The organism is Streptomyces sp. NBC_00461 (assembly GCF_036013935.1).
In the GTDB taxonomy this organism is placed as follows: domain Bacteria; phylum Actinomycetota; class Actinomycetes; order Streptomycetales; family Streptomycetaceae; genus Streptomyces.
Genome location: NZ_CP107902.1, coordinates 886,061 through 898,725 on the forward strand (window position 1 = coordinate 886,061; position 12,665 = coordinate 898,725).

Consider the following 12,665-nt stretch of genomic DNA (forward strand, 5'->3'; position numbering starts at 1 on the left):
CGCACCCCGGACACGTCAGGCTGGAGGTGGTGGAGGTGGTTGTTGTGGCACGCGATGCCCCGCTCATGGTCGTGGACGCCGAGGGGATGGTTATCCGGTGGAGCCACGAAGCGGAGGAATTGCTGGGGCGGGCGGCGGATGAGGTGATCGGGCGGTCGGCAACCGACCTGGTCAACCGGACCGCGGCGAGTTCCCGGCACGGGACACACAAGGGCGCTGGTGTGGCACTCCAGCACCGGGACGGCCACGCCGTTGACGCCGACCTGCGCGTACGGCCCCTGACGCGAGGTGACGGGTCTGTGGTCTGGGCCGTTTTCCAAGCGACGGCGAAGGAGGCTACCGGACCGGACGTGGGGTCGGCGGCGCTGGAGGCACTGTTCGCCCACGCACCGGTAGGGATGCACGTCCTGGACAAGAAGCTGCGGATCGTATCGGCCAACAATGCGGCGCACGTCATGTGCGGCGTGCCCGCCGAACGAATCGTGGAGCGCCGCCTTACTGATGTTTACGCTCTGTCCACCCCTGACGAGGTGGAGGCCATGCTGCGTGGGGTGCTGGAGAGCGGAGTCCCCTCGCCTGGGCTTGTGGTGAGTATGCAACCCAAGGACGCCCCGGGAAGAGGCTGCACGGTCTTGGTCTCGGCTTTCCGTTTGCAGGACTCGCGGGGGGCGATCCTTGGGGTTGCCGCGGCTGTGGCTGATGTCACCGAATACGAAAAGACGCGCGCCCGGCTCCGGATCCTCGCTGGAGTGCGGGAGCGGGTGGGCCGAAGCCTCGATGTGGTGGCCAACTGTCAGGAGTTGGTGGAGGCCGTGGTGCCTGGCTTTGCGGACGTCGCGGTGGTGGAAGTGGTGGATGCTGTACTGCGCGGTGAGGAACCCCCGCTCGGCCCCCTGGGGAGGGATGTGCCGCTGCGCCGTGCCGCCTTCCGCCATAGCGGCCGCGAGCAGCAGATTCAGGCACATCCGGTGGGTGACGTGCGCAGCCTGCCGTTCTCGACCCCCTACGCCCGGGCCCTGGCCGATCTCAAACCCCGCCTCGTCCGCCTGGATTCCGACACGCCCTGGCTGGTAGCCGACCCCGCACGCGCCGAGGCCATCCGCGCATCCGGCGTCCGCACGCTCCTCGCCGCGCCCCTGACTTTGCGCGGCACCGTGCTGGGGCTGGTAAGCCTCTACCGGACTGAACAGGCCGGCACTTTCGACGAGAGGGAAGTGGCTCTCACCCTCGAACTGGCCGCCCACACAGCGTTGTGTATCGACAACGCCCGCCGTTACACCCGCGAGCACACCGTCGCCACAACCCTGCAACGTCGGCTGCTGCCTCCGTGCCCTTCGTCGCAGAGCACCGTGGAATCCGCCCACTTGCTCGTGTCCGGCGACGAGGGCGGCGGGGGTTGGTTCGACACCTTCGCCCTGTCCAGCGCCCGCACCGCCCTGGTGGTCGGTGAAGTCACCGGACAGGGCATTCAAGCCGCCACCACCATGGGACAGCTGCGAACGGTCATCCATTCCCTGGCGTCACTGGACCTCGACGCCGACGAGCTCCTCGCACGCCTCAACGACACAGCCATTCTCCTGGCTCAAGAGCGGGCCGCACTCCCGCCCGGGGACCCCTTGCACCGGCAGGTGCTCACTGCCAGCTGCGTGTATGCCGTTTACGACCCCCTCACCCGCACGTGCACGTTTGCCCGGGCCGGTCACCCCGCGCCCGTCATCGCCCACCCCGACGGCACCACCGAGATCCCCGACTCTCCCCCCGGGCCCCTGCTGGGCAGCTCCGAGGGCCCGCCCTTCGACACGGCCACCGTCACTCTCACCGACGGCAGCATCCTGGCCCTCTACACCACCGCCCTCCTGCCCGCCTCTCCGGCACGTCCCCCAGAGAACCCGTCCAGCCTGCGCCAGGTGCTGAGCGACCCCGACCGCCCGCTGCAGGACCTGTGCGATGACGCCCTGTACCGCCTGTACCGGGACACTCGCCCTGGCGACGCCGTTCTCCTCCTCGGACGCACCCACACCTTCCCCACCGAGGACGTCGCAACGTGGCACCTGATTGACGCCCCAACGGCCGCCGGCACGGCGCGCGCCCACACTCGACGCCAGCTCACAGAGTGGGACGTGGAGGAGGAAACCGCCTACGCCACCGAATTGATCGTCAGCGAACTGGTCACCAACGCCCTCCTCCACGGCACACCACCCCTGCACCTGCGCATCATCAAGGACCACGCCCTCACCTGCGAGGTCCAGGACTCCGGCGCCAACGCACCGCGCCTGCGCCATGCACGGACAGTCGACGAAGGCGGACGCGGACTGTTCATCGTCGCCCGACTTTCCCGAAACTGGGGCACCCGCTATACACCGGACGGCAAGACCGTCTGGACCGAGCAGGCACTCCCGCCCCAGCCTTCATAACTCTGCGGATGCAGACAGGAACAGTCCGAGAACGCAGGTGAGTGATCACATCAACGGAGCAGCGTTCGCCGTTTGCGGGGCCGGAAGAGCTGAAGGAGGCTGGTGGTGTGTTCCGCAGGCTTTTGCCATCTCGTCCATCCGATGCGCCACTGACGTCACGCGCCGAGCACGCGGTCGAGCCTTTTCCCACAAGCGCGGTCAGGGCTCCGCTGGCCTATGTGGTCGCGCTGACGATCCCGATCGTGGTGCTGGAGCTGGCCATCGATGACCGTACAGTGCGGCTCACCCCCCTCCTGATCCTGCTGCCGGCCTTCCCGGCGGCGATCGGCACGGTGCGGCAGACCATCTACGCGGTCGGCTGGGTGCTGATCGTCATCACCGGAGTACTGATCTACCGGCCGCTCCCTTCGTGGTACGACTACGTGATCGTCATGGTGCTGGCCGCAGCGCTCGGCGTGCTGGGCGTCCTGACCTGCCACTTGAGGATCCGGCGCGAGCAAGATCTCCACCGCGTCCGGTCCACGGCCGTCGCCCTGCAACGGCAGGTGCTGCGCCCGCTGCCCGTCCTGACCGACCGGGTGATCGTCGACGGCGTGTATCTGCCGGTGGAGCAGGACCGCCTGGTAGGAGGAGACATCTACGAGGCAGTGGCCTCTCCGTACGGCACGCGTCTACTCTTCGGCGATGTCCAGGGCAAGGGGCTGCCGGCGATCGGAGCCGCCTTCGCCGCGCTCGGAGCGTTCCGCGAGGCCGCCTTGCGCGAGCCAACACTCACCGCGCTCGTGGACGACCTGGAGATGGCCGTCGTCCGACACAACTCCTTCGCGCAGCAGACCGGCGAACCTGAACGGTTCGTCACCGCTCTCATCCTGGGCATCGACGCCTCAACGGACACGCAGGCGGTCAACTGCGGCCACCCTCCGCCCTACTTGCTGAACTCGGGAGCGGTCACCCGCGTACGGCTCGGCGACCCCGGCGTGCCGCTCGGTCTTGCGGATCTCGCTCCGAAACCCCGGACCGTCGAGTGGTTCCCGTTTCCTGCCGGGGCCACTCTTCTTGCCTGCAGCGACGGCGTCACCGAGGCACGCAGCATCTCCGGTGCCTTCTATCCCCTCGAAGAGCGGCTGCGGGCCTGGGCGGACGTTTCCCCCTGGGAAGTCGCCGACAATCTGGCCAAAGACTTGAGCCAACACACCGCTGGTGAACAGCGGGACGACATCACGGCCCTCGTGGTCCGCAGAGCCTCCTGAACAGGCGCTTGGCCAGCAACGGCACGCTCGTTCCTTCTGCCCTTCGCATTCAGCGGGTACCTGCGGGTCAAGGAGCGTGTGACCGGGGACGGCACGAGGTGCAGAGGTCAGCCGCGGGGACTGCAGACCTCCTGCTGGTCATTGACCTAGAGGATGATGGTGCGGCCTATGACAACTCCCTGGGATCCCCCTGCCGGTGAGGGCCCCCTTGCGGGATCCGTGCAGACCACCGTCTCGCCCGCGACCCCGTTTCCAGGTTCCGAAACGAACCCCTCAGTGCCCCGTCGGCGTCGGACACCCCCGTACCCCGCCAACGGGGGGTGAACTGGGCCTTGTCGGTGCCGTTCCGCACGGCGTGAGAGATCTTCGAATCAGACGAAGTGAGAGGCCACGACTCGCCTCGCCAGACCCAGGATCCGAACGCTGATCGGCCCCCGTTGGCGCTCCTGTACATCGAGGGAGAGCCTGGAAAGGCATAGCACGACCAACCGGCCTGGAGATGCCATGTACAGCAAGATCACCATAGCTGGCCATCCCATTCACCCGATGCTCGTCGGTTTCCCCATCGCCTGCTACACCGGCACCCTGGTGGGTTTCGCCGTCTATGCGGCCAATGGGCAGCAGTTCTGGCTCAACCTGGCCATCGCCCTCAACATCGCTGGGGTCGGCACGGCACTGCTGGCAGCCCTGCCCGGCATCGCCGATCTGGCGTTCGGCATTCCCCGCCGGTCGGCGGCAAAGGCCGTCGGCCTTGCCCACGGCGGTCTCAATGTCGCGGCGCTGGGCCTGTTCGGCGCGAGCCTTGCCATCTACGCCACCCATTGGGATAGCCCGGCCAATGGCGTCACTGCTGGACTGGCCCTGTCCGCGGCCGGGCTCGCCTGCACGCTCGGGGCCGGCTTCCTGGGCTGGACGCTGGTCCAGGACTACCACGTCGGCATCCGGCTCACACCCCTCCAGGAAAGCGATGAACAGGCGGTCCAGAACGCAGAACTGATCCACCTGCATCGCGGCTCCCACGTGGCGTGAGCGGCGTAGCCCAGCCACTGAGCGGCCGGAGTTGTCGACCGGCCGTTCCACCGACACTGACGCACCCCTGGCCGGCCTCCTCCTCGACCAGGAGGCGGCGGATTACCGAAAAGGGCGCCTTCAGGTGACACCTATACCGTCCAGTTCGGGTTCTCCATCGCCGGCACCGGACATGCGCTGGAGCCGACAGCCGGACCTGCCAGATCTGTCCGACGACGTCCCGGCCGGCCGACCGGCACGCGTGGACGGGTACACGGAGCTGCGAAACTATGCGGTGATCGGGGACGGCCGGTGCGTCGCGCTCATCGCCCGGGACGGCTCGGTGGACTGGCTGGCCTGGCCGGACCTTGACTCGCCGACCCTGTTCGCCGCCGTGCTCGACCACGTCCAGGGAGGACGGTTCTTCCTGCAGCCGGAAGGGCCCTACACGACCTCCCGCCGTTACCTGCCTGGCACCAACGTGCTGGAAACGACGTTCACCACCGCAGGCGGCACGGTACGGGTGACCGACGCACTGACCCTTCCCGACACCAGCTCCCTGGCGCCCGCCCGGGAACTGGTCCGGCGGATCGAGGGCATAGCGGGCAGCGTCCCCATGCGCTGGAGTGTCCAGCCACGCTTCGGCTACGGCGCCCACGCCCCCCGGCTGACACGTCGCGCCGGAGTTCCCGTCGTCACCTTCAGCCCTGAGGCGGTCGGGATCTGTGCCTGGAACGCGGGAGAGCCGCAGCCGACCTCCGACGCCGTCGCATCGCGCTTCCGTGCCGACGTGGGCACCCGGGCCATGCTCGCGCTGCCGTACGCACACCGGGAACCGCTGGTGCTCCCCACGCGCGCCGACTGCGAGGCCCGGCTGGACCATACCGTCGCCACTTGGAGGGAGTGGAGTGACGGCCGCACCTACACGGGGCCCTGGTACGAGGCGGTGCTGCGCAGTGCCCTCGCTCTCAAGCTGCTGGTCTTCGCCCCCTCCGGTGCGGTCGCCGCCGCGGCGACCTGCTCCCTGCCCGAGGAGCTCGGTGGGGAACGCAACTGGGACTACCGTTTCAGCTGGATCCGCGACTCCGCCTTCACCCTGAACGCCTTCCTCAAGCTGGGGTGCGCACCGGAAGCGACCGGCTACTTCTGGTGGCTCATGCACGCCTCCCAGCTCACCCACCCCCGCCTGCACGTCCTGTACCGCCTCGACGGCGGCGCCCGCGCACCCGAGAAGACCCTTCCCCTGTCGGGCTACCGCGGCTCGACGCCCGTACGCATCGGCAATGCCGCCGCAGACCAGCTGCAACTGGACACCTACGGGGAGCTGGTGCAGACCGCGTGGCTGTACACGGCAGCGGGCCATCGGCTCGACGCCGACATCGCCCGCCGACTGGCCCAGACCGCCGACTTCGTCTGCACGACCTGGCAGCAGCCCGACACGGGCATCTGGGAGGTCCGCAGCGCTCCCGAGCACTTCACCCAGTCCAAGATGATGTGCTGGGTCGCCCTCGACCGTGCTCTCGACCTCGCACAGCGGCGGCTGATCCCCGACCGGCACGCACCTCGCTGGCGGTGCGAACGTCAGGCCATCACCGAGTTCGTGGACGACCGGTGCTTCAGCCCGCGGCTGAACAGTTACGTGCGCTCCGCCGGCAGCGACGAGCTGGACGCGGGCCTCCTGCTCGGGCTGCTCCACGGCTATCGGTCGCCCGACGACCCGCGCATGCGCGGTACCGTCGCCGCCGTCCAGCAGGAGTTGCAGGACGGCCCGTATGTCAACCGATACGTCGGCGCCGACGGCGTTGCCGGCGGCGAGGGCGCCTTTCTCGCCTGCTCCTTCTGGCTCGTCGAAGCCCTCGCTCGGACCGGCCGCGCCGACGAAGCCGCCCTCCTCATGGACCAACTCGTGCGCCTCGCCAATGACGTCGGCCTCTACAGCGAGGAGATCGACCCCGTCACCGGCGACTTCCTCGGCAATCTGCCCCAGGGCCTGTCCCACCTCGCCCTGATCAGCGCAGCCTGCGCGATCGGTCAGGCCACACGATGAGCATCTGGGCCGCACTGGCGGGCGGGCTTGTCGGCACCCTGGTACTGACAACCGGCCTGCGCGCGGCCAATGCCTTCAGCCTCACCCGCATCGATCTGCCGTTCCTCCTCGGGACGGCCTTCACCAGCAACCGGACCCGCGCAAAGGCTCTCGGCTACGGCGCACACTTCATCAACGGCCTGATCTTCGCCCTGCTCTACTACGCGGTCTTCGTCGCCATCGGCTACAGCAGCTGGTGGCTGGGATGCGTCTTCGGCCTCATCCACGGCCTGTTCGCCACCACCGCGCTCGTCAACATCCTGCTGCCGCTCGTCCACCCGCGCATGGGCCAACCCGAAACCAGCGCTCCCCATGTCGCGCTGCTCGAACCACCCGGATTCCTCATGCTCAACTACGGGCCCGGCACACCCGCCATCACGCTCACCGCCCACCTCGCCTACGGCACCATCGTCGGCGGGTTCCTTACATGGGCAGGCTGAGAACCCGTGACCGCGCCCCTGGGAGCCTGCTGGACGCTTCCAGCAGGCACAACACGGGCCGGGTAGCGTGGAAACCGGACCGGGAAACCTCCCGAGGAAGCCCTCGCATCGCAGTCGAAGGTGGAAGGGGGCCTCATGGCCTACCCACATGAAGCGGCGTCGTCCGGCCCGCAGCCTGCGCATCTTGCACCTGATTCGGAGCCGACGGGTAGCGGACCGGACGCGCGCGGACCCCGGCTGGCCTCGGTCGTGGTGTTCGTCCACGACCACGACGCATCGGCGGACTTCTACGGGGAGCTGCTGAACATGAAGGTCACCGTACGTACCTCGACGGCCGCACTACTCGTGAGCCGCAACGGCTTCCAGGTGTACCTGCGCGCCGTGGGCGCGCACGCCATCCACCCGACGGGCCACGTCGGCGCGCACTACGTGATCTGGACGGCGGACGGCCCCGACGACTTCCAGCGGTGCGAGCGCGTACTCAGAGCCCGCTCCGACCGTGTCGACACGAGGGAGGCCGAGGGCTTCACCCTCCTCGAGGGCCGGGATCCCAGCGGCCTGCCGGTCCTGGTGGCCTATCCGGGACCGGACGAAGTGGCGCGGCTCGAGATCATCTCTCGCTACTACGTGTGATGCCGGAATAAGCGGAGATTCGGCAGGAGGCCCTTCATGGCACACAACCGAACGGTGCACGTCCGCCGCGTCTACGACACGCCGGCGCAGACCGACGGTGCCAGAGTGCTGGTCGACCGCCTCTGGCCCCGGGGCATGACCAAGGAGAAGGCCCACCTCGACGAGTGGTGCAAGCAGGTCGCACCCTCCGTGGAGCTGCGCAAGTGGTACCTCCGCAACCCCGTTCGTTTCGCGGAGTTCAGCCACCGCTACCAGGCCGAGCTCCAAGATCCCGAGCGTGCAGATGCTCTGGCGCACCTGCGTGACCTCGCCGAAGACGCCACCCTGACACTACTCACCGCCACCAGACATCCCGAGACCAGCAAAGCCGAAGTGCTTGCCGCGCTTATCCGGAGCTGACAGCAAAGGAAGCTGAGCTCCAGTGACAGGCCCCAGAGCGCTCTGCGAAACCAAACGGTACAGGCACAGCCGCGCCGGTGACCTGTACCTCCATCTGTAGCGCGACGCGCCGCGGACGCTAGGGCTCCTGGTGAGAGGGGACACGGTAGGGCAGGCAAGTTCCAGCGAGTCCGGGGTGCCGCTCCTCAGGAGGAATTTCCGCGTAGACAGTGACTCTGAGACGGGAGGGCCTGCATGGCCACCACGACGAATTTGCTGAGCCTGCTCTCGCCCGAAGACCGCGACCGCTTGCTGCAGTTCGCGTCTGATGTGTCTTTCCCCGCGGGCGCCCGCGTCTTCGAGGAGGGCAGCAAAGCCGACCGGTTCTGGATCGTCATCACCGGACTGGTTGCGCTCGACGTGCACGTCCCCGGCCGCCGGGCCGCCACCGTGGACGCCATCGGACAGGGTGAACTGCTCGGATGGTCGTGGCTGGTCCCACCGCACACCTGGCAGCTCGGCGCAGAGGCACATGGCCCGGTACACGCCCTGGAATTCGACGCGGCTGCGGTGCGCACACTGATCGAGGAAGACCCGGTACTGGGGCTGGCGATCACACGCTGTGTAGCCACCGTGGTCGGGAACCGACTTCAATCCACCCGGACCCGCCTGCTGGATCTGTACGGGCCAGCCGGCAGCGGCCCGAGGCCCTGACCCGCCCGGTGTGCCGCCGCGGGACCCCTACGTGAACTGCTCAGCACTCCCGCACATACAGAGTGATAATGGAACAATCCGACTCCGCGGGATGTCCATCGCATCTTGAGGCCGCGTATGAACGAGCAATTCACGCAGATCCATGGTCCTCCGCCCGTTGTGGGGATGGTGGGCGAACGGCTTGTGCCCCTCACCGACGAGGCGGAGTGGGCGGCCGTTGCTCCGCGGCAGATCGGCCCCGAGGAGTGGCAGCGGTTCGAGGGATACATGAGTGAGATCTTCGGGGCGCTGGGCCTGGCCGTTGGGGCGGAGGCCACCGTGGACACCCCCCGCCGCTTCCTGCGTGCCCTCTTTGATGCCACCAGCGGGTACGAAGGCGACGAGAAGCTGGTCACCGCCTTCGAAACCGAATGCCATGGCGGTTCGGACTGCAGGATCAGCCAGATCGTCGAAGGACCCATCCCGTTCTTCGCCCTCTGCGAGCACCACGCTCTGCCGTTCTTCGGCAAGGCGTACATCGGCTACATCGCCCACGAGCACATCCTCGGCCTGTCCAAGCTGACCAGACTGGTGCGGCTGTTCGCCCGCCGCTTCTCGGTGCAGGAGCGCATCGGCCGCCAGCTCGCCGAATCGTTGCAGCAGATCCTGCTGCCCCACGGCGTTGCGGTCCACCTGGAAGCGGTGCATCTGTGTACGCAGATGCGGGGCGTCCGGGAGATCGAATCCAGTACCCGTACCACCCACTGGCGGGGCACCTACGACGAGGATCCGCCACTGCGAGGCGAGTTCTTCACGCTGTGCGGCCAGCGGGGCCTGGCCGGCCATGGCTGAGGACAGCGCCAGGCACCCCATAGGAGGAACTTCGACAGGCTTGCTGGAGCCGCTGCAGTTGCTGTACGAGGAGGCTGGGCAGCCCCGTTTCGATCTGCCCCCGGCCCTTGCCATTGCCTACGGCGGTGATCTGGGCTTCCCCTTGCCGCGTGTGTACGCGAACTTCGTCACCTCCATCGACGGAGTGGTCGCCCTGGGGCCCGAATACCCCTCCTCCGGCTCGGCGATCAGCGGCCGCGAACCCGCGGACCGATTCGTCATGGGACTGCTGCGCGCCTGCGCCGACGCCGTACTCATCGGGGCCGGCACACTCCGAGCTACGCCCGGCCACCGATGGACACCGGACCACGTCTGCCCGCAGGCAGCCCCCGCCTTCGCCGAGCTGCGGCGGAATCTGCGACACGCCGCCCGCCCGGAGCTGGTCGTGGTCACCGCGAGCGGCGACCTCCCCACCGAGCACCCAGCCCTGCAGTCTGGCGCACTCGTGGCCACCACCGCGGACGGCGCCCGTCGACTTGAGGGACGCCTGCCGCCGACATGCACGGCACTCCCGGCAGGCGAAGGACCCGCCCTGCGTATGGCCGATGTACTCGCGGCTCTTCACGCTCACGGACACACCGCGGTGCTCACCGAGGGCGGACCGCACCTCATCGGCAACCTGCTCGGCGAGGGCTTGCTGGATGAACTGTTCCTCACGACGTCCCCGGTACTCGCCGGCCGCGCCGACACCCCACGCCCCGGACTGATCACCGGACTCGAGCTGTTGCCGAGGCAACCGGCCTGGGCCGACCTGATCAGCGCTCGGCGACGGACTTCCTACCTGTTCCTCCGCTACCGACTTCGCTCCTCAGGAGCACGCGTCGGCCTGCGATCCGAGCCGGCCCTTTGAGGCGGGCCGATAGCGCCCGCGTCGATTCAGAACTCAGCGGCCCCGCGTCCTGCTGGAATCGGAGAGCGAGCCGAGACCGCAATTTGACTCCGATCCGACGCTACCGGGCGCCAACCCTGATGCCCGGACGGCGTGTTCCGTTGGCTCGGCACCGTTCGGGCATGGGCGGACGAGCACGTCGGTGATCGCGCGAGCCGCTCAGCTCCGCCGAGAGGGACGAGCAGTGCGACATACAGGACCCCGTTGAGAGTGCCGTCGTCGACGCGCTGACATCCGAGGTCTCCCCTGGCCTCGGCCGGGCCGCCAGACACTCCAGCGCCACGGAAGATCACCTGTGCCCTCGGTCATCGGGCCAGTACCGCATAGCCCAGGGCGAGCAGGGACAGCACCTTCACCAGCTCGAGCGCCACGTAGTACAGGTGGGCGCGGGAGCGGTGCCGCGCGGGGTCCTCGCCCGCGAGCACGGCGTCGGAACGCCTGTTCAGGCGCGGGCGGACGACGGCGAGCTGTCCGGCCAGGACCGCCAGGATGATCGCGGTGAGCGTGACGACGGCCGTGGACGGCGTGGCCGTGGCGACCGCGGCGACAACGATCATGGCGAGGGCGGTCTCGACGAGGTTGAGCGCGCGGAAGACCATCCGGCCGATGCCGAGTCCGATCGGGATTGTCACTCCCGGGGCCCGGAACTTCAACGGCGCCTCCAGGAAGGAGATCGCCAGCACCATCCCGAGCCAGAGACAGGTGACGGCGCCTGCCACGGCTGCCGACGTCGTATTCATTGCTGTGGTCTCTCTCGTGTCCGAGGCGGCATCCGTCACAATCAGTCGCCGGACGTCACCGTCGAGTGGGAATGCCGGGGCGTCCGGCGGCGGCACCGTGGCCCGGTGCTTCAGGCGATCGGCCACTCCTCCAGCCGGGAGGCGAACGCCGGGGGCGAGGCCACGACCATCAGGGAGGCGGGTTCGGTGCCCGGGTTCGCGAGGCTGACCCGCTCACCGGTGTCGATGTGCGCCGCCGAGCCGGGCACCAGAGTGTGTACGTCCCGGCCGTGGTGCACCCGAACGGACCCGGAGACCGGGATCAGGACGATCTGTGAGGCGCCGTGGTCGTGCTCGGGCATGCCACCGCCCGGCGGGATCTCCAGGTGGATGACGGCGAGTTGGCCGGAGGTGGTAGCGGTCATGAGCGGTGCTGCAGTCGGGCCGCCGGCCACGGGGGCTCGGCGGCGGGGCGCGGATCCGGTGTCAGCGACGTACATGGCGACTCCTCGTTTCTGGCGCGGGTGAGCCTGCGATGCGCTTCGTATCCGCGCAGGGGCTGGTGCTCGATCGGGTTCTATGCGGCCGTGGAGGACGCCAGATGTGCCAGGCAGGCGTCGGGTTCAGCGAAAGGTTCGAGCCGGACGGCTTCCACAGGGGCGCGCAGTTCCGCGAGGGCGCCCTGCATCAGGCCCAGGTGGAGTGGGCAGACGATCGTGCCGTACTCCTCGGCGAGTTCGAGGAAGGGGCAGTGCCGCAGCCGGACGGGGCCGGGCACCTCACTGTCATCGGCGACCTGCGGGTCGAACCCCAGATCGTCGAGCATGGCGGCCAGCCGACCGACGGCTTCGTCAGCGCTCAGCCGACGGGACGGCGGGACCTGCTCGACCAGATACCGGCCCCAGGCGCGTCCCGCGTCGGTGGCCGCCGCCTCGGCGCCGGGCCCGGCCGAAGCCAGTTGGCTGAGCAGCATCCGGGCCAGCAGTCGGTAGCGGCGTGTGCCGCCCCGGTCCATTCCCGGTTGTGGTGCGTAGACCGTGCGCGGGCGTCCCGGACCCGACGGTTGCTCCACCGTCCGCTCCACGCGGCCCTGTGCCACGAGCGCGTCGAGATGGAAGCGCACCGTGTTGGGGTGCACGTCGAGCCGGTCGGCGACCTCGTTGACGCCCAGCGGGGCACCGGCGGCCTGCACCGTGTCGAGTACCGCGCGGCGGCGTCCGGAAAGCTGTTGCCGATCCTCCCGCTCCTGGTTGGTGGCCATGTG

The 12,665-nt window shown here is 68.6% G+C and carries 13 protein-coding genes; 10 read left to right on the forward strand and 3 right to left on the reverse strand.

Going from position 1 to position 12,665, the window contains the following annotated elements; all coding sequences use genetic code 11:
- The first annotated feature begins 44 nt into the window (after nt 1-44).
- From OG870_RS04285 to OG870_RS04330, 10 genes are all read left to right on the forward strand, one after another.
- Nucleotides 45-2,414 (forward strand): SpoIIE family protein phosphatase, encoded by a 2,370-nt coding sequence (locus tag OG870_RS04285; protein WP_266592378.1) that lies wholly within the window; start codon nt 45-47, stop codon nt 2,412-2,414.
- 41 nt (nt 2,415-2,455) lie between these two features.
- On the forward strand, nt 2,456-3,664 hold the full coding sequence (locus OG870_RS04290; protein ID WP_266592376.1) for a PP2C family protein-serine/threonine phosphatase: 1,209 nt from the start codon (nt 2,456-2,458) through the stop codon (nt 3,662-3,664).
- A 504-nt stretch (nt 3,665-4,168) separates the two neighbouring features.
- Nucleotides 4,169-4,693, forward strand: a complete 525-nt coding sequence (locus tag OG870_RS04295; protein ID WP_266845605.1) for a DUF2231 domain-containing protein — start codon at nt 4,169-4,171, stop codon at nt 4,691-4,693.
- 172 nt (nt 4,694-4,865) lie between these two features.
- Complete coding sequence (locus tag OG870_RS04300) at nt 4,866-6,719, forward strand: glycoside hydrolase family 15 protein (protein ID WP_266845607.1); 1,854 nt, start codon at nt 4,866-4,868, stop codon at nt 6,717-6,719.
- Nucleotides 6,716-7,198 carry a hypothetical protein gene (locus OG870_RS04305; protein ID WP_266524063.1) on the forward strand — a complete coding sequence of 161 codons (483 nt, stop codon included), beginning with the start codon at nt 6,716-6,718 and terminating at the stop codon, nt 7,196-7,198. Before OG870_RS04300 ends, OG870_RS04305 begins: the two co-directional genes overlap by 4 nt.
- 135 nt (nt 7,199-7,333) lie before the next feature.
- Complete coding sequence (locus OG870_RS04310; RefSeq protein WP_266524061.1) at nt 7,334-7,831, forward strand: VOC family protein; 498 nt, start codon at nt 7,334-7,336, stop codon at nt 7,829-7,831.
- 36 nt (nt 7,832-7,867) lie between these two features.
- Nucleotides 7,868-8,230, forward strand: a complete 363-nt coding sequence (locus OG870_RS04315; protein WP_266845610.1) for a DUF488 domain-containing protein — start codon at nt 7,868-7,870, stop codon at nt 8,228-8,230.
- A 234-nt stretch (nt 8,231-8,464) separates the two neighbouring features.
- Nucleotides 8,465-8,923, forward strand: coding sequence for a Crp/Fnr family transcriptional regulator (locus tag OG870_RS04320; RefSeq protein ID WP_266524056.1), 459 nt, complete (start codon nt 8,465-8,467; stop codon nt 8,921-8,923).
- 117 nt (nt 8,924-9,040) lie between these two features.
- On the forward strand, nt 9,041-9,754 hold the full coding sequence (folE, locus tag OG870_RS04325) for a GTP cyclohydrolase I (protein WP_266592368.1): 714 nt from the start codon (nt 9,041-9,043) through the stop codon (nt 9,752-9,754).
- A gap of 40 nt (nt 9,755-9,794) precedes the next feature.
- The gene (locus OG870_RS04330) at nt 9,795-10,643 is read left to right on the forward strand and encodes a dihydrofolate reductase family protein (protein ID WP_266845613.1); all 849 of its coding nucleotides are present in this window, start codon (nt 9,795-9,797) and stop codon (nt 10,641-10,643) included.
- Between the two features lie 344 nt (nt 10,644-10,987).
- Here OG870_RS04330 and OG870_RS04335 read toward each other — a convergent pair whose 3' ends face one another.
- From OG870_RS04335 to OG870_RS04345, 3 genes are all read right to left on the reverse strand, one after another.
- Entirely contained in the window at nt 10,988-11,422 is a 435-nt protein-coding gene (locus tag OG870_RS04335) for a hypothetical protein (protein ID WP_266845615.1), read from the reverse strand.
- Nucleotides 11,423-11,532: 110 nt separating this feature from the next.
- On the reverse strand, nt 11,533-11,826 hold the full coding sequence (locus OG870_RS04340) for a cupin domain-containing protein (protein WP_266592362.1): 294 nt from the start codon (nt 11,824-11,826) through the stop codon (nt 11,533-11,535).
- A 152-nt stretch (nt 11,827-11,978) separates the two neighbouring features.
- Entirely contained in the window at nt 11,979-12,662 is a 684-nt protein-coding gene (locus OG870_RS04345) for a helix-turn-helix transcriptional regulator (protein ID WP_266845617.1), read from the reverse strand.
- Between the last annotated feature and the right edge of the window lie 3 nt (nt 12,663-12,665).